Raw genomic sequence first — 18,550 nt, 5'->3', positions numbered from 1 at the left:
AAGGCGTGCGGCGCCAGCAGGCCGACCAGATGGCCGAAGAACAAAAACAGGATGCCGACGTGAAACAGGTTGCTGCCCCAGCGCAGCAAGCCGCTGCACAGCAACTGCGAGGAGTCGCTTTTCCAGGTGTACTGGTCGCGGTCAAAGCGGATCAGGCTACCGAGCAGAAACACCGTGAGGCAAATGTAGGGGTAGACGCCAAAAAGAAAACCGTGCAGCGTGGTCATGCTTGTACTCCTTGGCCGGTCCGTGGCTTGCGAACGATGTGAATGGGTTGCGGCTGGTCGGGGCGGGCCTGGCCTTTGGAGGAGCAGCCGTCAAACACAACGGGCTCTTCCCAGATCGCGTCCATCGGCTCCTCGGCGGCGATCTGTACCGGCTGGGCTTTTTCTCCGGCCAGTTCCAGCAGCGCGCCCAGCACGCAGGCGTAGGCGCTGCCGCGTTGCTGCAAGGCGGCAAAAATCGCGTTGAAAATATGCGCCATCTCGGCCAGAAACTCGCGCGCCTCGCGCGGTGGCTGCGTCGAGGTAAATTCGAGCACCACCGGCAGAAAATCAGGCATCTCGCCCTCGGCCAGAAACAGCCCGGCCTTTTCATAGGTTTGCGCCAGGTCGATCATGGCCGGCCCGCGGTCACGCGAGTCCCCGTGCACATGCTCAAACAGGTGCAGCGAAGTCGCCCGGCCGCGGTCGAACAGCTCGACATAGGCGGCCTCGGACTCCAGCGGCGCGGCCCGTCCCAGCGAGTCCATCAACGCGTCGAGTTCGGCCAGGCGCGGCGGCGGCAGGGCGCGCTCGCCGTGCAGCGCTTCGCGCAGTGCGTCCAGGTTGCCGCGCAGTTCGGCATCGGGGTAACCCAGCAGGCGTGCCAGCACGCGCAGGCTCCTCGACGCCACCGGAGGATGGTTAAAAAGTGTCATGATTCAGATCTCCGCCTTGATGGGAATGGTGCGCCTACGGCTGCCGCCAAACAGGCTGACGTCGCTGGCCCCGTCAGAGCAGCCGTTGCCAAAGGTGAAACCGCAACCGCCGCGCATGTCGAAGGTGTTTTCGGCGTACTCGCGGTGGGTGCCGGGAATCACGAAGCGGTCTTCGTAGTTGGCAATGGCCATGATGTGGTACATCTCTTCGACCTCGGCCACGGTGAGGCCGGCTTGCTCCAGCACGGCCAGGTTCTGCACCTGGTCCACATGCTTGCTGCGCTGGTAAGAGCGCATGGCCAGCATGCGTTGCAGCGCCCGGATGACCGGCGCGGTGTCGCCCGCCGTCAGCAAATTGGCCAGGTACTGAACCGGGATGCGCATCTGCGCGATGTCGGGCAGCTCGCCATTGATGCCGATCTGCCCGGCGTTGGCGGCCGAGGTGATGGGCGACAGCGGCGGCACATACCAGACCATGGGCAGCGTGCGGTACTCGGGGTGCAGCGGCAGCGCGACTTTCCACTCCACCGCCATCTTGTAGACCGGACTGCGGCGGGCGCCTTCCAGCCAGGCCTCGGGAATGCCGTCCAGCCGCGCCTGCGCGATCACCTGCGGATCATGCGGGTTCAAAAAGATGTCGAGCTGGGCCTGATACAGGTCCTTCTCGTCTTCGACGCTGGCGGCTTCCTGGATCCGGTCCGCGTCATACAGCACCACACCGAGGTAGCGAATCCGGCCGACGCAGGTCTCGCTGCACACCGTCGGCTGGCCGGCTTCGATGCGCGGGTAGCAAAAGGTGCATTTCTCGGCCTTGCCGCTTTTCCAGTTGTAGTAGATTTTCTTGTACGGGCAGCCGGAAACGCACATGCGCCAGCCGCGGCACTTGTCCTGGTCGATCAGCACGATGCCGTCTTCCTCACGCTTGTAGATCGAGCCCGAGGGGCAGGAGGCGACGCAGGCCGGATTCAGGCAATGCTCGCACAGGCGCGGCAAATACATCATGAAGGTGTTTTCGAACTGGCCGACCATGTCTTTCTGGATTTGGTCAAAGTTCGCCAGATTCGCATCCTTGCTGCGCTTTGAAAACTCGCCGCCCAGGATTTCTTCCCAGTTCGGGCCCCATTCAATCTTCTCCATGCGCTTGCCGGTGATCAGGCTGCGCGGCCGCGCGGTCGGCGTGGCCTGCATCTCGGGAGCCGACTGCAGGTGGTCGTAGTCGAAGGTGAAGGGCTCGTAATAGTCGTCAATCTGCGGCATGTTCGGATTGGCGAAGAGGCGCATCAGCAGCTTCCACTTGCCGCCCTGGCGCGGCTCGATGGAGCCGTCGGCCTTGCGCACCCAGCCGCCGTTCCACTTGTCCTGGTTTTCCCACTCCTTGGGGTAGCCAATGCCGGGCTTGGTTTCAACGTTGTTGAACCACGCGTATTCCATGCCGGGCCGGCTGGTCCAGACGTTCTTGCAGGTGACCGAACAGGTGTGACAGCCAATGCACTTGTCCAGATTGAGCACCATGCCGATTTGTGCGCGTATCTTCATGCTGCTTCTCCCAGTTTCTGCACGGCCTCGGCGCGCTCGTCATCGCGCGGGGTGTCGAGCCAGTCCACCTTGTCCATCTTGCGCACCACTACGAACTCGTCGCGGTTGGTGCCTATGGTTCCGTAGTAGTTAAAGCCATACGACAGCTGCGCGTAGCCGCCAATCATGTGGGTGGGTTTGAGCACGATGCGGGTCACCGAGTTGTGAATGCCGCCGCGCTGGCCGGTGATCTCGGAGCCGGGTGTGTTGACAATTTTCTCCTGCGCGTGGTACATCATCACCATGCCGGGCTTGACGCGCTGGCTGACGACCGCCCGCGCGGCAATGGCGCCGTTGACGTTGTAGAGCTCGACCCAGTCGTTGTCCTCCACGCCGATGAGCTTGGCGTCGTCTTCGCTGATCCAGATAATGGGGCCGCCCCGGCTCAGAGTCAGCATCAGCAGGTTGTCGGTGTAGGTCGAGTGAATGCCCCACTTCTGGTGCGGCGTGATGAAGTTGAGCAGTATCTCGGTGTTGCCATTGGTACGGATGCCATGCACACCGGCCGTCGCCTTCAGGTTCACCGGCGGCCGGTAGCTGGCCAGCCCCTCGCCAAAAGCCAGCATCCAGGGGTGGTCCTGGTAGAACTGCTGGCGACCGGTCAGCGTGCGCCAGGGGATGTACTCATGCACGTTGGTATAGCCTGCGTTGTAGGAGACGGTTTCGGACTCGATGCCGCTCCAGGTCGGCGAGCTGATGATCTTGCGCGGCTGTGCCTGGATGTCGCGGAAGCGAATCTTCTCGTCTTCCCGGTGGATGGCCAGATGTGTGTGGTCGCGGCCGGTCTGCTTGCCCAGCGCGGCCCAGGCCTTTACGGCGACGTGGCCATTGGATTCCGGCGCCAGCTGCAGCACCATTTCGCAGGCGTCGATGTCGCTGTGGATGCGCGGCATGCCCTGGGTCACGCCCGGCTCAGTGACCAGTCCGTTCAGCTCACCGAGTTGCCGCACCTCGGTCTCGGTGTTCCAGGCAATGCCCTTGCCGCCGTTGCCGATCTTGTTGAGCAGCGGGCCAACCGCCGTGAAGCGCTTGTAGACGTTGGGGTAGTCGCGCTCGACCACCTGCATTTGCGGCGCCGTCTTGCCAGGCACCAGCTCGCACTCGCCGCGCTTCCAGTCCTTGACTTCAAAGGGCTGGGCCAGCTCGCCGGGGGAGTCGTGCATCAGCGGCGTCAGCACCATTTCTTTCTCGACGCCGAGGTGGCCCTCGCACAGTTCGCTGAAACGCTTGGCGAAGCCCTTGTAGATTTCCCAGTCGCTCTTCGATTGCCACACCGGGTCCACCGCGGTGGACAGCGGATGGATGAAAGGGTGCATGTCGCTGGTGTTCAGGTCATTCTTTTCGTACCAGGTCGCAGTCGGCAGCACGATGTCGGAGTACAGGCAGGTGGTGCTCATGCGGAAATCGAGCGTGACCAGCAGATCCAGCTTGCCCTCGGGCGCCTTGTCGTGCCAGACCACTTCCTCGGGTTTTCCGTCTTCGGCGCCCAAATCCTTGCCTTGCACGCCGTTGCTGGTGCCGAGTAGATGTTTAAGGAAGAACTCGAGGCCCTTGCCCGACGAACCAATGATGTTGGAGCGCCAGACGAACATGTTGCGCGGCCAGTTGTCGGGGTGGTCCGGGTCTTCGCAGCTCATCCTGAGCGAGCCGTCCTTCAGCGACTTGACGACATAGTCTTTCGCATCCATTCCCTGGGTCTGCGCGTCTTTGACCACCTGCATCGGGTTGGTCTGCAGCTGCGGCGCGCTCGGCAGCCAGCCCATGCGCTCGGCGCGCACGTTGTAGTCGATCATGCTGCCGCCATAAAGCTTTTTGTCAGCCAGCGGCGACAGCACCTCGTCAACCCCTAGCTTCTCGTAGCGCCACTGATTGGTGTGGGCATAAAAGAAGCTGGTTGAATTCATCTGCCGTGGCGGGCGAATCCAGTCGAGCGCGAAGGCCAGTGGTGTCCATCCGGTTTGCGGGCGCAGCTTTTCCTGGCCCACGTAGTGCGCCCAGCCGCCGCCACTCTTGCCGATGCAGCCACACATCATCAGCATGTTGATGACGCTGCGGTAGTTCATGTCGCTGTGGTACCAGTGGTTCATGCCGGCGCCGATGATGACCATGGAGCGGCCTTCGGTCTTCTCGGCGTTCTCGGCAAACTGCCGCGCCACGGTGATCACCTGATCGCGCGGAACGCCGGTGATCTGCTCCTGCCATGCCGGCGTGTAGGGCGTGTTGTCATTGAAATCGGATGCGGCCAGTTCGCCGGGCAGCCCGCGCGAAATGCCGTATTGCGCCGCCTGCAGGTCAAACACCGTGGCCACCAGCGCAGAGCGTTCCTCGCCGGCCTTGCCGAGCGCGATGCGCTGCACCGGCACTGTTCGCACCAGTACATCGCCCTGCTCGTTGTTCGGAAAGTGCTCATGGTGAATGCCGCCAAAGTAGGGGAAGCCGACCTTGGCGCGGCTGCTGCCGGCCTCATCGCCCTCCAGCACCGACAGCCGCAGCCTCACCTCGTCGCCCCGGCGTGCCTCCTTGGCCTCGAGGTTCCATTGCCCGGCGTCGGCGCGGCCGTCGGGGCCCCAGCGAAAGCCGATGGCACCGTGCGGCAGCACCACCTTGCCCTGGGCATCGAAGGCGACGGTTTTCCACTCCGGGTTGTTCGCTTGGCCCAGCCTTCCGTTGAAGTCGGATGCGCGCACATAGCGGTCCGGCACCATCACGGTGTCGCCGTTTTCAAGCGGGTGTTCCTTGAGCATCACCAGCATCGGCAGGTCGGTGTAGCGGCGCGCGTACTCGTCGAAGTAGGCCGAGCGCGGCCTGCCGTTGCCGCCGAAATAGAAGTCTTTCAGGATGACGTGCCCCATGGCCATGGCCAGCGCCGCATCGGTGCCCTGCTTGGGGTGTAGCCACAGGTCGGAGAGCTTGGCGACTTCCGAATAGTCGGGCGTGATGGCGACGGTCTTGGTGCCCTTGTAGCGCACCTCGGTGAAAAAGTGCGCGTCGGGCGTGCGCGTCTGCGGCACGTTGGAGCCCCAGGCGATGATGAAGCCGGAGTTGTACCAGTCGGCCGATTCGGGCACGTCGGTCTGCTCACCCCAGACCTGCGGACTGGCCGGCGGCAGGTCACAGTACCAGTCGTAAAAACTCATGCAGACGCCGCCAATCAGCGACAGGTAGCGCGACCCGGAAGCGTAGCTGACCATGGACATGGCCGGGATCGGCGAGAAGCCGATGATGCGGTCGGCACCGTGCTGTTTGATGGTGTAGACGTTGGAGGCAGCAATAATTTCATTGACCTCGTCCCAGCTTGAGCGAACGAAGCCGCCCAGGCCCCGCACGCTCTGGTAGTCGCGTCGCTTGGCGTCGTCCTGCACCACGGCGGCCCAGGTCTCGACCGGCGCCAGCGTCAGGCGCGCGTCGCGCCAGTGCTTGAGCAGTCGCGCCCGCACCATCGGGTACTTGACGCGGTTGGCGCTGTACAGGTACCAGCTGTAACTGGCGCCGCGCGAGCAGCCGCGCGGCTCATGGTTGGGCATGTCCCAGCGCGTGCGCGGGTAGTCGGTCTGCTGGGTTTCCCAGGTGACGATGCCGCCCTTGACATAGATCTTCCAGGAGCAGGAGCCGGTGCAGTTCACGCCGTGCGTGCTGCGCACGATCTTGTCGTGTGCCCAGCGGTTGCGGTAGGCATCCTCCCAGGTGCGGTCTTCCGCCGTGGTGACGCCCAGATTGCCGGAAAACGATTCCCTGGGGTTGGAAAAATGGCTTAGCCGATCCAAAAAATGACTCATTTGACTCTCCGGTAGGACGGTTAAAAGCGGTTGACGCGGTGCACCAGGGCGCTGTCAGGGGTTCTTGATCTCGGCGCCAGCGCGCAGGTAGAACCACCAGTTCAGGATCAGGCACAGGGCATAGAAGATGGCAAAGCCGTACATCGCGTTTTGCGGCGTGCCGGCCTTGATCTGCGCGCCTATGACCACCGGCGCGATAAAGGCGCCGTAGGCCGCAATGGCCGAGGTCCAGCCCAGCACCGGGCCGGCCTGCTGGCGGTCAAAGATGACGCCAATGGTGCGAAAGGTCGAGCCGTTGCCAATGCCGCTGGCGGCAAACAGCAGCACGAACAGCGCCATGAACATCAGGAAATACTGCTCGGGCGTGGCCGACTGGTAGGCCAGCAGCATGACGTAGCCCACGGCGACGGACGCCGCCACCATGACGGCGGAAATGGTCTGGGTCACGATGGAACCGCCGACCTTGTCCGCGATCCAGCCACCCACCGGCCGGATCAGCGCGCCCACAAAAGGGCCAATCCAGGCATAGGCCAGCACCGCCGGTGCATTCGGGTTGTTCTGCGTATGCTGCATCACGCCCGCCGCATCCACCACATGGCTGACGCCGAAAATCACCTTCATCGACAGCGGCAAGGCCATCGAGAAGCCGATGAAGGAGCCGAAGGTGACGATGTACAGAATCGTCATCGACCAGGTGTGCTTGTTGCGAAAGATGGCGAACTGCTTGGCGACGTTTTCCTTCATGGGGCCAAAAGCCGTAACCTTGAGCACCATCAGCGTGCTGACCACGATCAGCGGCATCGCCAGCCACATGTTCAGCACGCCCAGGCCGCTGGGCTTGGGCAGGTAGAGGTACAGGCCAATGCCGGCCGGCACAAACGACAGCGTGTAGAGCCAGATGATCTTGAGGAAAGCCGGCATCGTGCCCCCAATGGCGGGCGACACCGTGGTCAGATTGTTCATGCCAAAAAAGCAGATCACCGACAGCGGCACCAGCGACAGCAGCCAGGTGAAGCCGGCGTTCTGGATCCAGGTCGGCGCGCCGGCGGCAATCTTGCCGAAGATCCAGCCGCTTTCCTTCAGCAGCGTCATCGGCTCACCGCCCAAACTGCCGAACACGCTCACCGTCATGACCAGTGGAATCACGACCTGCATCGCGGTCACGCCGAAGTTGCCCAGGCCCGCGTTGAGGCCCAGCGCCGTGCCCTGTAGCCGCTTGGGGAAAAACGTGCTGATGTTGGACATGGAACTGGCAAAGTTGCCGCCGCCCACGCCCGACCACAGTGCCATCAGCTGGAAGGACCAGAGCGGCCACTCGGGGTGCTGCAGCACGATGCCGGTGCCTATGGCCGGCGCCAGCAGCATCGAGGTGGTCAGGAAGATGGTGTTACGGCCACCAGATAACCGGATCAGAAAGGACGCCGGGATGCGCATGGTGGCGCCGGCCAGACCCGCGATGGCGGTCAGCGTGAACAGCTCGGCCTGGCTGAACGGGTAGCCCAGGTTCAGCATCTGCACGGTGATGATGCCCCACATGCCCCAGACGGCAAAGCCGCACAGCAGGCTGGGCACCGAGATCCAGAGGTTTCGGTAGGCGATGCGCTTGCCGGTGCTTTCCCAGAACTGCTCGTCCTCGGGGCGCCAGTCGCTGACATCGACAGGGGAAGGGGTGGGGGTGTTCATGAACTTGCTTTCCGGAAAGGGTGGGGTTCAGGCCTGCGCGCCGGCGGCGTGGCGGCCCATGACTTCGGTGCGCCGCACTTCGGTCCAGTACATCCAGATCAGCGACACCAAAACCACGCCGTACATGAACATGAAGGCGCTGGAGCGGATGCCGGTCAGGTCCATCAGCCCGCCGAAGATGATGGGCAGCACAAAGCCGCCCAGGCCGCCCGCCAGGCCGACGATGCCACTGATGGCGCCGATGTTGGCGCCGTAGTCGTCGCTGATGTACTTGAAAACACTGGCCTTGCCAAAGGCCCAGGCGACGCCCAGGATGAACATCAGTGCGGTGAAAGAATAGACATTCAGGCCCAGATGAAAGCTTGCCGGGCCATTGACCGTGAGGATGGTGAAGTCGGTTTGCGGATAGGACAGCAGGAACAGGCAGACCCAGCTGACCCACATCACCCACCAGGTCACGCTGTGCGCGCCGTATTTGTCCGACAGCAGCCCCCCCACGGCGCGCAGCACGCCGCCCGGCAGCGAGAAGCAGGCGGCCAGCAGGGCCGCCACGCGGATGTCCAGGCCAAACTCGCCGACGTAGTACTGCACCATCCACAGCGACAGCGCGACGTAGCCGCCAAACACAATGCTGTAGTACTGGCAGTACTTGAGCACCTTGGGATCTTTCAGCGACCTGAGCTGGTCGCTGAACTTGACGTGGCTGGGCACGAGGTGCGATGGGTCGCTGTGGCTGAACAGCCAGAACAGCACCAGCGCGCCCAGCATGATGACCGCATAGACCTGCGGCACCATGGCCCAGCCAAAGGCCACCAGCAGCACCGGCGCCACGAACTTGTTGACGGCGGCGCCCGAATTGCCGGCGCCATAAACCCCCATCGCCATGCCCTGGCGGTGCTTGGGGAACCAGCGCGCCACATAAGGCGTGCCGACCGAGAAGGAGCCACCGGCCAGCCCCACGAACAAGCCGATCAGGAGGAAGTGCCAGTACACGGTCGCATAGCTCATGAGCCAGATCGCCGGCACGGTGGTGGCCATCAGCAGGGCCATGACGATGCGCCCGCCGTAGCGGTCGGTCCAGATACCCAGCGGAACGCGGATCAGCGAACCGGTCAGCACCGGCGTGGCCGCCAGCAGGCCAAACTCCGTCGCGTTGAGGTTGAGCATCTTCTTGATCGGGATGCCGATGACGCCGAACATCATCCACACCATGAAGCAAACGGTGAACGCCAGCGTACTGACAATCAGCACCGACCATGCTTTTCTTGAGTTACCGAGTTCCGAGGCCATGTTCTTTCTCCAGACACATGGCAAGACTGTCGCCCTTTAGAGGGGTTTTGAACATTCTCCTTTGGAACAGGGCGCTGCCGTCCAGGCGGCGTGTCGCGCGGCGTCGCCCTCGTTCCGAAGAACTAGGCGCGGCTCAAACTCGCCCGGAGTTGATCTGCGTCAACCCAGCGCCTGGCCAGCGGCGTACACAGCGGCCTGCACCCGCGAGCTCAGTTGCAGCTTGCGAAGAATGTGCTGCACATGAATCTTCACCGTGGTCTCGGCGATGTCCAGCTTGCGTGCAATCACCTTGTTGCTGTCGCCGTGCGCAATCAGCGTCAGCACCTCGCGCTCACGCGCCGACAACAGCGCGATGCCTGGCTTTTCCTGCGCCTCGGGCAACTGAGCGGCGCCAGCCCGGTCTGGCTGCGTGGCGGGTGCTTCGCCTGGCGCCGACGCAGGCGCCTTGGCTCGAAAGGCAGTGACCAGTTTGGTCATCATTTCCGGGCTGACCACCGACTCGCCATCGAGCACCATCAGGATGGATTCGGACAGTCGGTCCAGCTCCACGGTTTTCAGCAGGTAGCCGTCCGCACCCGCCTGCAATGCCGCCGCCAGATCGTCCTCGTTCTCGCTCACCGTCAGCATCAGGATGCGCATGCCAGGCGCAGCGTCCTTCAAGGTGGCAATGGCATCGACGCCCCGAACCCCGGGCAAATGGTTGTCGAGCAGGACCAGCGCCGGCGGGTTGCGTTCGACGCAGCGCTGCGCCTCCCCGACATCACCGGCCTCGCCGGTCACCTCGAAACGCGGGTCCTGCGACAGCAGCGCGACCAGGCCGCGGCGAAACAGCGTGTGGTCGTCCACAACCAGCAGGCTGTGCGGTTTCATCGGCTGCTTGCCTCCATCGTCGGCACGGGCACGGGCTCGGCCGTCGGCGCCATGACCTGCGGGTCCTTGGGCGCGCCGCTGGCCACCACCGGATGCGGCGGCAGGGTCAGGGTCAGGGTCGTACCCTGCCCCGGTCTGGATGCCAGTTCCAGTTCCGCGCCTATGCGCCCGGCCCGCTCGCGCATGATTTTCAGGCCCACATGCGACTCGCCGGGCGGCCTGATGGGGTCGAAGCCGGCGCCGTCATCGCGCACCACGAAACGCCAGCGCGCGCCCTTGGCCACCTCCAGCGTGACCTGGGAGGCGCCGGCATGCTTGCGCACATTGGACAAGGCCTCCTGCACCACATGCAGCACCTGAACCTGCACGTCGGGCGGCAGCGGCAAACCCTCGCCATGCACCCGCAGCCGCACCGGCAGGCCGGCCTGGCCCTGGAACTTCTGCAGGGTTTCCTGCAGCGCCTGCTCGATGTCGTCGGAGTTGGTGCGGGTGCGAAAATGCACCAGCAGTTCGCGCACATCGCCAATGCTCTCGCGCAGGCCCAGGTCCAGTTCGTCCAGCGCCTTGTTCACCTGCGGCGGCTGACCCTGCAGCACCGCCGTTCGCAGCAGTTGCACCTGGATTTTCAGAAAGGCCAGCGACTGCGCAATCGAGTCGTGCAGATTGCGCGCCAGCAGGGCCCGCTCCTCGGCCACGGCCGCTTCCCGGTCCAGCGCGGCGGCACGCAGCCCCTCCAGCGAACTGGCCAGGTGGCTGGCCAGCGCATCGAGCAGCTCGATTTCCTCGGTGCTCAGCAATACCGGCGTGCGAAAGAACAGATTGAATTCGCCCAGCAGACGGTGTTGCAGGCGTATGGGTACGCTGACCACGCTTTCGTAGCCGACCTTGGCACAGTGGCGCACCGGTGCATCGTCGTGGCTGATGATGGGAATCACGCGGGTGCGGGCGTCCGGCTTCAGGTTGCCGCAGGCACAGGCGCCGGCCAGCAGGCTGCGCTCTTCCTCCACCAGGTCTTGCGGAAAACAGCTGGACGCCAGCATCAGGTAGCGCCGGCTGGCATCGTCGGACCAGCGAACCGCCGCGGCATCGGCCTTCATCAGGCCGCGCACCCGCTGGGCAAAGCCGCGTGCCAGCTCGTCAATGCTGCCGGCCTGCGCCAGAAAGGCACTGACCTGGTACAGGGCCTCCAGCCGGGCTCGCTGCGCCTCGATGCGATGGGTCTTGGCCTCTACCTTGGACTCCAATCCTTCGTAAAGCGACTGCAAATTGGCGGCCATGCGGTTGAAGCCGGCCGCGAGCTGGCCGAACTCGTCGATGGTGTCCACCTCGATCCGCGTCTTGAAGGCGCCGGCCTCGAGATCGCGCAGGCCCTGGCGCACCCGCCCGAGCGGGCTGATGACATACAGGTAACCGGTGTAAAGCATCACCACCGCGCCGCCTATGGCAATCGCCATCATCAGCAGCTGAAACAGGTTCAGGATGGCGGTCAGCCGCGACAGTTGCCGCTCGATCACCAGCACCAGCCGGTCGCTGGCCTCCACAAACTCGCCAGCGACCCGCAGCGAAACCTGCGCCGTCGGGGCCGGCTCGGCCAGCCAGAGCTGGCGCTGGTCCAGCCACAGGGCCTCGACAGCGGCAAAACGCTCGCGCACCGGGTCATCCCACGGCAAAAACAATGGCCGCGAAGGGTCGCCCTGGCGCAAGATGGCCAGGCTGTCATCAAAGCGGGCCACCAGGCTCTGCAGTTCGGTGCGCTCCACCCCGGCCTGCACCGCGCTGGCCAGCCGCCAGGTCTGCATGCGCATGCGCCCGGCCTCGTTGACGGCTGCCGCGCCGCCCTCAAGCCGCCAGGTCACCCACAAGGTCAGCCCGATGGAGACCAGGGCGACGATCAGCAGGCTGGCGCCAATGCGGATCAGCTTCTTGGACAGCGAGGCAGTCTGCTGCACGGCCCTAGCCCCTGGCTTCGCCCGCCGGAGGGCGCGCGGCGCGCGGCGCCATGCATTGCTGACACAGCATGCCGGCCAGCCGGTGCAGCGCCTGCCAGCCGCTGGCGGGCCAGTCGGGTTGCTTCAGGCCCTTGACGATGCCATCGACCTTGTGCGCGGCCTGCAGCAGCTGGGCCAGCGTGCTGTCGCTGAGGTTGGGCAACACGCGCTCATACAGCTTTTCCTTGACGCCCCAGACCCGGTTTTCGCGCAGCGCCATGGGCATGGGACGTCCGGCGCCAATCGCGTCCTTCACCCGTTTCAGGCTGCGAATGTCTTCGCTCAGGGCCCAGTGCACCAGCACTTCGGACTCGCCCTCGGCCTGCAGCCCGTCGATCATGCGCGCCACCCGCAGCGCCTGGCCGGCCAGCACCGCCTCCGACAGCTTGAATACGTCGTAACGCGCCACATTGAGCACCGCGTTTTCAACCTGCTCGAAGCTCAGCACGCCGTCGCCGCCCGTGGCCTGCGCCGGGTAAAGCAGGCCCAGCTTCTGGATCTCCTGGTGCGCCGCCAGCAGGTTGCCTTCAACCCGGTCGGCAAAAAACTGCAGCGTGCGCTGGCCCTCCTCGCCGCCGGCCACGCGCTGGCCCTGCTGCTGCAGGCGCAGCGCAATCCAGGCCGGCAGGTTGCGCCGGTCTATCGGGTCGAACTTGACGCTGACGCCAAAACTGTCGAGCGCGCCAAACCAGGCACCCTTGGCGGTTGCGCTGTCGAGCCGGGGCAGCATGACAATCGTGAGGGTGGAGTCATCGCCCTGGGCCCGTTCGGCAATCTGCTGCAGCGCGACCGAGCCGTCCTTGCCCGGCTTGCCGCTGGGAATGCGGATTTCCACGATCTGCTTGTCGGCGAACAGGCTCAGCGAACCGCCGCTGGCCAGCACTTCGCTCCAGTCAAAATGCGCGCCCGCCACGCTGTGCACGGTGCGTTCGGTGTAGCCCTGGGCGCGCGCCGCCGTGCGCAGCGCGTCGGCAAACTCCTGCAGCAGCAGCGGTTCGTCGCCATGCAGGGTGTAAAGGCTTTTCAGGCCGCGCTTGAGGTGCTCCTGGAGTTGGGCGGGGGCCAGATTCATGACCCCAGTTTAGCGCCGGGGCGCCACCCGGACCGTTCAGAGTTTGCTGGTCGACAGCAGCAGGCTGGTTTCGGTGTTGGCGATGCCCTCCAGCAGGCGTATGCGGCCCAGCACCCGGTCAAAGGCTTCCAGGCTGTCGGCCTGCAGCTCGGCCACCATGTCCCAGCGGCCATTGGTAGTGTGCAGCGCGCTCACCGCCGGGTCGCCGCGCAGCGCCGCCAGCACGGTGGCGGTGCGGTTGCCCTCCACCGCGACGGTCATGAAGGCGCGAATACGGTGCCCCTCGACCTGGGGCTTCAGGCGCACCGTGTAACCGACGATGGTGCCGTTGGCCTCGAGTTTGGCCAGCCGGTTTTGCACCGTGCCGCGCGAGACGCGAAGCACCTTGGCCAACGAGGCGACGGAGGCGCGCGCATCATCGCGCAACAAAGACAGCAATTGACGGTCGGTATCATCCACGCCCTCATTTTATTGTCATAACGCCAGCCAATGCTGGCGATTTAATCAAACACCATTGCAAATTAGGCAACTTGCTGACTTTTATTTGACCGGACGAATGCAGACAATTTCAACAGAAGGTTTGGGCACGGTCGCCCAAGCCGGCATCGCAAGTCCGGGAGCCCCTCATGGTTGACTACATTGGCATTGAAAGCATTCAGAGAATCGTCGCTCAGCGCGGCGCCGCCGCCTTCATTGAAGGCCTGGCGGCCGAGATCGAGCTCGACTACCGGCGCTGGAACGACTTTGACAAGTCGGCGCGCCACGCCATCCACTCGCCCGACGGCGTGATCGAGCTGATGCCGACCAGCGACGGCCACCAGTACTCCTTCAAGTACGTGAACGGCCACCCGAAAAACACCGAACTCGGCCTGCTGACCGTCACCGCCTTTGGCGTGCTGGCCGATGTCGACACCGGCTACCCGCTGCTGCTGTCCGAGCTGACCATTACCACCGCGCTGCGCACGGCGGCCATGTCGGCGCTGGCCGCCAAATGGATGGCGCGCCCGGACAGCCGCGTCATGGCCCTGATTGGCAACGGCGCGCAAAGCGAGTTCCAGGCCATCGCCTTTCACCACATGCTGGGCATACGCGAGCTGCGTCTTTTTGACATTGATGCGGCGGCCAGCGACAAGCTGGCGCGCAACCTGCAAGCGATGGCGCTGCCCGGCCTGCGCGTGAGCCTTTGCCGCTCCGCGGCCGAGGCTGTGCAAGGCGCCGACATCGTCACCACCATCACCGCCGACAAGCGCAACGCCGTCATCCTGACGCCGGAAATGATCCGGCCCGGCATGCACCTCAATGCCGTCGGCGGCGACTGCCCGGGCAAGACCGAGCTGCATGCCGACATCCTGCTGCGCCAGGACGCCCGCGTGGTGGTCGAGTTCGAGCCGCAATCACGCATCGAGGGCGAGATCCAGCAGATGCCGGCCGACTTTGGCGTGGCGGAATTTGCCGATGTGCTCAAGGGCACGGCCCAGGGACGCGCCAGCGCGGCCGAGGTGACGATTTTTGACTCGGTCGGTTTTGCCCTGGAGGACTATTCGGCGCTGCGCTACCTGCACAAGCTGCAGCTGCAGAACCCGCGCAACCGCCAGCAGATAGACCTGGTGCCACACCTGGACAACCCCAAGAACCTGTTCGGGTTGCTGGCGCCGGCCGCTGCCCAATCCGGCACCCAGGCCAGGCCGGCCGCTGCGGCCCAAGCCCGCAACACCTCGACCGAACTGGCAGGATGATGATGCGCACGGTTGACCTGATTGGCGCCCCCACCGACATCGGCGCGGGCAGCCGCGGCGCTTCCATGGGCCCGGAAGCCCTGCGCGTTGCCGGCATCCGCGAGGCGCTGCAGCAACGCGGGCTGGCGGTGCACGACACCGGCAACCTGAGCGGCCCGACCAACCCCTGGCTGCCGCCGGCCCAGGGCTACCGGCACCTGGCCGAGGTGGCGGCCTGGAACCACGCCGTGCACGAGGCCATGTACCAGAGCCTGCGCGCCGGCCATCTGCCGGTGCTGCTGGGCGGTGACCACTGCCTGGGCATAGGCTCGATCAGCGCGGTGGCGCGCCATTGCCGCGACAGCGGCAAGAAACTGCGCGTGCTGTGGCTGGACGCCCACACCGACTTCAACACCAACACCCTGACGCCCACCGGCAATGTGCACGGCATGCCGGTGGCGGTGCTGTGCGGCCACGGCCCGGCCGAGCTGACCGGCATAGGCGGCGTGGTGCCGGCCATGCAGCCGTCGGTGATCCGCCAGATCGGCATCCGCAGCGTCGACGAGGGCGAAAAACGCTTTGTGCGCCAGCAGGGCCTGGAAGTGTTCGACATGCGCTACATCGACGAGCGCGGCATGCGGCACACCATGGAACAGGCGCTGGCCGGCATGGAGGCTGACACCCATCTGCATGTGAGCTTTGACGTCGATTTTCTGGACCCGTCGATTGCGCCCGGCGTGGACACCGCCATCAAGGGCGGGCCGAGCTACCGCGAGGCCCAGCTGTGCATGGAAATGATGGCCGACACCGGGCGGCTGGGCTCGCTCGACGTGATGGAACTCAATCCGGCGCTGGACGTGCGCAACGGCACGGCCGAAGTGGCGGTGGACCTCATCGAGAGCCTGTTCGGCAAGAGCACGCTGATGCGGGCCTGATGCCGGTCCGTGCCGGCGTTCATTTCGCGGAACCCTGTTTAACATTCATGATGCTATTAAATCAATAGCAATACATGCACATAAACATTGGGCAAGAGCCTGATTTGACCCTATTTTTGCCCTGATACCCTTCTTTTTTCACCTCACATCGGCATAAGGCACCCATGAGCATCCCTTCCTTTCAGGCGCCTGGCGCGGTCGTGATGATTCGTCCGCACCGCTTTCACCCCAATCCGGAAACCGCGCACGACAACAGCTTTCAGTCCAGCGCTGACCACCACGGCACCGCCGGGGTGGCGGCCGCGGCCCATGCGGAAGTCAGCGCCGCCGCAGCACGGCTGCAGGCGGCCGGCGTGCGGGTTCACCTGTTCGAGGACGATGGCGGACGCGACACACCGGACTCGGTGTTTCCGAACAACTGGTTTTCCACGCATGGCGGCGGCCATGTGGCCCTGTATCCGATGTACTCGGCCAACCGCCGCCGGGAACGCCGCAGCGACGTGATCGACCTGCTCAAGGCCGGTTACCGCGTGCAGGACGTCATCGACTATTCCGGGCTGGAGCACGACGGCCTGTTTCTGGAAGGCACCGGCGCCATGGTGCTGGACCACATTGAGCGCGTGGCCTACACGGCGCTGTCCAGGCGCGCTAGCGAGGTGATGCTGGAGCGCTTTTGCACCCATTTCAACTTCGAGCCGCTGGTGTTCCGTACCGCCGACGACGACGGGCGCCCGACCTACCACACCAATGTCATGATGTGCATTGGCACCGAGTTCGCCATGGTGGGTTTTGACCTGATTCCCGACGCGGCGCGCCGGGCAGAAGTGCGGCGGCGCCTGGAGGGCAGCGGCCGCACCGTCATCGCGCTGGACAACCGGCAAATCGCCTGCTTCGCCGGCAACGCCATGGAACTGACGGGCAGCCAGGGCCGGCTGCTGGCGCTTTCCAGCCGGGCGGCAGCCAGCCTCACGCCGGCCCAGACAAGCGTCATCGAACAATTTGTGCCGCTGCTGCCGCTCGCGGTACCGACGATAGAGCTGGCCGGCGGCTCGGTGCGCTGCATGCTGGCCGGCATTCACCTGGCCAGGCGCGACGGCGCCTGCAACGGCGTCACCAGCGCGCAGGCCTGCCCGGCCTAGAGTTCGGTCACCGCAGCCAGCCGGCGCATGACCTGCTGCACGATGTCGCTTTGCATGTCGCGGTACAGCAGGTTTTCCTCGGCCTCCTTGGCCAGCACCGCCGACTCATTGAAGCTGATGTCGCGCTGCTGGGTGATTTCGGTCTCGGGAATCAGCTCCTTGCCCGCCGGCGTGCGCAGCTTGAAGCGAAAACGCGTGCGCAGCTGAAACTCGCGCACCTGGCCCGAGGCATTGCGGCTCAGCACCACTTTCTCGCGCTGTTCGCCCAGCACATCGAGAATGACCTGGGCCTCATTGAGCTGGCGGCCGTCGGAGAGAACCCGCACCTTGCCGCCCGATTGCAGCGAGCGCTTGAGCTCCACGCCCAGTGGCGAGCTTTCCGGCAGGCCGCTGTAGAGCGTGGTGAAGGCGAAATTCGGCGCCTTGCGCAGCGCAAACCCGCAGCCGGCCAGGCCCATGGCGGACCCGGAACATACTAGAAATGCGCGACGCTGCATGGTGTGCCTTGTTACCTGGTTTCGAAGCGGACTCAGACCACGATATTGACCAGCCGGCCCGGCACGACTATGACTTTTTTGGCGGGCGCACCGCCCGACTGCTTGATGAAGGCCTCGGTGGCCAGCGCCGCCGCCTCGATCGCCGCCCTGTCGGCGCCGGCAGGCACCGTGACCGCGCCGCGCAGCTTGCCGTTGATCTGCAGCACCAGTTCGATCTCGTCCTGCTGCAGCGCGCCGCTGTCCACTTCGGGCCAGGGCGCATCTAACAGGTCGCCATATTTAGCGTTGAACCCAAGATCAATCCACAACGTATGCGCTATGTGGGGACACGCAGGGTACAGCACCCTTATCAGAATACTGTATGCCTCCGCCAGCACTTTGCACCGCACGTCGAGTGTGTCTTCGTCTGTACATATCACACCGGGTACTAAGTCATACGCACCCGACGGCATACCGTCCAAGGTTTTCATCATCTTCATGCAAGCAGAAACCACAGTGTTGTACTGCATTCGCTCGTAGTCGTAATTAGCCTGTTGCAAATGCAAATGCATTTCCCGTCGGATGGCTTTGAGATTGGGGTCACGAAGCGCGTGCAAGACTGTTTCGGCTGTGTTGTGTGCAATTGGAAAAGCGTGTTTTTCCCGAACAGCCAAGTCCCACACACGGCGCAAAAAGCGGTAACTGCCTTCCACACCCGCGTCGTTCCACTCCAGCGTGGCCTCGGGTGGCGCGGTGAACATGGTGTACAGGCGCGCGGTGTCGGCGCCGTATTTTTCGATCAGGTCCTGCGGGTCGACACCGTTGTTCTTGCTCTTGCTCATGGTGCCCACGCCTTCGTAGTTCACCAGCAGGCCGTCGGTCTTGCGTCTGGCCTGGCTCACCTTGCCCGAGCCGTCGTGAAGGTCTTCCACCTCGGTCGGCCAGAAGTATTCGATGCCGCCCCTGTCGTTCTTGTGCGAGTAAATATGGTTGAGCACCATGCCCTGGGTCAGCAGCCTGGTGAAGGGTTCATCGACCTTGATCAGGTTCAGGTCGCGCATCACCTTGGTCCAGAAACGCGCGTAGAGCAGGTGCAGGATCGCGTGCTCGAT

15 protein-coding genes are annotated in these 18,550 nt (G+C 64.2%); 3 read left to right on the top strand and 12 right to left on the bottom strand.

Annotated elements, in window-relative coordinates; genetic code table 11:
* From RMO23_RS17570 to RMO23_RS17530, 10 genes are all read right to left on the bottom strand, one after another.
* The coding region (locus tag RMO23_RS17570; RefSeq protein ID WP_309684081.1) for a respiratory nitrate reductase subunit gamma at window positions 1-227 on the bottom strand (227 nt) is incomplete at its 3' end.
* Window positions 224-919, bottom strand: a complete 696-nt coding sequence (gene narJ, locus RMO23_RS17565) for a nitrate reductase molybdenum cofactor assembly chaperone (protein ID WP_309684079.1) — start codon at window positions 917-919, stop codon at window positions 224-226. The genes narJ and RMO23_RS17570, both read right to left, overlap by 4 nt.
* Before the next feature lie 3 nt (window positions 920-922).
* Window positions 923-2,455 (bottom strand): nitrate reductase subunit beta, encoded by a 1,533-nt coding sequence (gene narH, locus RMO23_RS17560; RefSeq protein WP_309684077.1) that lies wholly within the window; start codon window positions 2,453-2,455, stop codon window positions 923-925.
* Window positions 2,452-6,270, bottom strand: a complete 3,819-nt coding sequence (locus RMO23_RS17555; RefSeq protein ID WP_309684075.1) for a nitrate reductase subunit alpha — start codon at window positions 6,268-6,270, stop codon at window positions 2,452-2,454. The genes narH and RMO23_RS17555 overlap by 4 nt, the downstream gene beginning before the upstream one ends.
* Before the next feature lie 54 nt (window positions 6,271-6,324).
* A complete protein-coding gene (locus tag RMO23_RS19725; protein ID WP_405041631.1) occupies window positions 6,325-7,953 on the bottom strand; it encodes an MFS transporter in 1,629 nt (542 codons plus the stop codon).
* 27 nt (window positions 7,954-7,980) lie between these two features.
* On the bottom strand, window positions 7,981-9,243 hold the full coding sequence (locus RMO23_RS19720; RefSeq protein WP_405041630.1) for a nitrate/nitrite transporter: 1,263 nt from the start codon (window positions 9,241-9,243) through the stop codon (window positions 7,981-7,983).
* Window positions 9,244-9,402: 159 nt separating this feature from the next.
* Window positions 9,403-10,113, bottom strand: coding sequence for a response regulator (locus RMO23_RS17545; protein ID WP_309684074.1), 711 nt, complete (start codon window positions 10,111-10,113; stop codon window positions 9,403-9,405).
* Window positions 10,110-12,062: a type IV pili methyl-accepting chemotaxis transducer N-terminal domain-containing protein gene (locus tag RMO23_RS17540; RefSeq protein ID WP_309684072.1), complete on the bottom strand. Its 1,953-nt coding sequence runs from the start codon at window positions 12,060-12,062 to the stop codon at window positions 10,110-10,112. Before RMO23_RS17540 ends, RMO23_RS17545 begins: the two co-directional genes overlap by 4 nt.
* A 4-nt stretch (window positions 12,063-12,066) precedes the next feature.
* Window positions 12,067-13,173, bottom strand: a complete 1,107-nt coding sequence (holA, locus tag RMO23_RS17535) for a DNA polymerase III subunit delta (RefSeq protein WP_309684070.1) — start codon at window positions 13,171-13,173, stop codon at window positions 12,067-12,069.
* Window positions 13,174-13,209: 36 nt separating this feature from the next.
* Complete coding sequence (locus RMO23_RS17530; protein WP_309684068.1) at window positions 13,210-13,632, bottom strand: Lrp/AsnC family transcriptional regulator; 423 nt, start codon at window positions 13,630-13,632, stop codon at window positions 13,210-13,212.
* A 167-nt stretch (window positions 13,633-13,799) separates the two neighbouring features.
* On the opposite strand from RMO23_RS17530, the gene RMO23_RS17525 reads away from it, so the two are divergent.
* The 3 genes from RMO23_RS17525 to ctlX all read left to right on the top strand — a co-directional run bounded on the left by RMO23_RS17525 (window position 13,800) and on the right by ctlX (window position 16,962).
* Window positions 13,800-14,909, top strand: coding sequence for an ornithine cyclodeaminase (locus RMO23_RS17525; protein WP_309684066.1), 1,110 nt, complete (start codon window positions 13,800-13,802; stop codon window positions 14,907-14,909).
* The gene (gene rocF, locus RMO23_RS17520) at window positions 14,909-15,823 is read left to right on the top strand and encodes an arginase (protein ID WP_309684064.1); all 915 of its coding nucleotides are present in this window, start codon (window positions 14,909-14,911) and stop codon (window positions 15,821-15,823) included. The genes RMO23_RS17525 and rocF overlap by 1 nt, the downstream gene beginning before the upstream one ends.
* 164 nt (window positions 15,824-15,987) lie before the next feature.
* Entirely contained in the window at window positions 15,988-16,962 is a 975-nt protein-coding gene (ctlX, locus tag RMO23_RS17515) for a citrulline utilization hydrolase CtlX (protein ID WP_309684062.1), read from the top strand.
* Here ctlX and lptE read toward each other — a convergent pair.
* Together lptE and RMO23_RS17505 are read right to left on the bottom strand one after the other, a co-directional pair.
* Window positions 16,959-17,459 (bottom strand): LPS assembly lipoprotein LptE, encoded by a 501-nt coding sequence (gene lptE / locus RMO23_RS17510; protein WP_309684061.1) that lies wholly within the window; start codon window positions 17,457-17,459, stop codon window positions 16,959-16,961. The two genes, ctlX and lptE, sit on opposite strands and share 4 nt — an antisense overlap.
* Window positions 17,460-17,491: 32 nt before the next feature.
* Window positions 17,492-18,550 (bottom strand): class I tRNA ligase family protein (locus tag RMO23_RS17505; RefSeq protein WP_309684060.1); only part of this gene is annotated, 1,059 nt, incomplete at its 5' end.

Source organism: Polaromonas sp., from assembly GCF_031411155.1.
Classification (GTDB): domain Bacteria; phylum Pseudomonadota; class Gammaproteobacteria; order Burkholderiales; family Burkholderiaceae_C; genus Polaromonas.
The sequence above is the reverse complement of the archived record's forward strand: the minus strand, read 5'-3'. Positions and strand labels throughout refer to the sequence as shown.

Bases quoted from the DNA above. Each gene is read 5' to 3' on its own strand.
- RMO23_RS19725 (WP_405041631.1), bottom strand. From the start codon at position 7,953: ATGAACACCCCCACCCCTTCCCCTGTCGATGTCAGCGACTGGCGCCCC.
- narH (WP_309684077.1), bottom strand. From the start codon at position 2,455: ATGAAGATACGCGCACAAATCGGCATGGTGCTCAATCTGGACAAGTGC.
- RMO23_RS17555 (WP_309684075.1), bottom strand. From the start codon at position 6,270: ATGAGTCATTTTTTGGATCGGCTAAGCCATTTTTCCAACCCCAGGGAA.
- RMO23_RS17545 (WP_309684074.1), bottom strand. From the start codon at position 10,113: ATGAAACCGCACAGCCTGCTGGTTGTGGACGACCACACGCTGTTTCGC.
- lptE (WP_309684061.1), bottom strand. From the start codon at position 17,459: ATGCAGCGTCGCGCATTTCTAGTATGTTCCGGGTCCGCCATGGGCCTG.
- rocF (WP_309684064.1), top strand. From the start codon at position 14,909: ATGATGCGCACGGTTGACCTGATTGGCGCCCCCACCGACATCGGCGCG.
- narJ (WP_309684079.1), bottom strand. From the start codon at position 919: ATGACACTTTTTAACCATCCTCCGGTGGCGTCGAGGAGCCTGCGCGTG.
- RMO23_RS19720 (WP_405041630.1), bottom strand. From the start codon at position 9,243: ATGGCCTCGGAACTCGGTAACTCAAGAAAAGCATGGTCGGTGCTGATT.
- ctlX (WP_309684062.1), top strand. From the start codon at position 15,988: ATGAGCATCCCTTCCTTTCAGGCGCCTGGCGCGGTCGTGATGATTCGT.
- holA (WP_309684070.1), bottom strand. From the start codon at position 13,173: ATGAATCTGGCCCCCGCCCAACTCCAGGAGCACCTCAAGCGCGGCCTG.
- RMO23_RS17525 (WP_309684066.1), top strand. From the start codon at position 13,800: ATGGTTGACTACATTGGCATTGAAAGCATTCAGAGAATCGTCGCTCAG.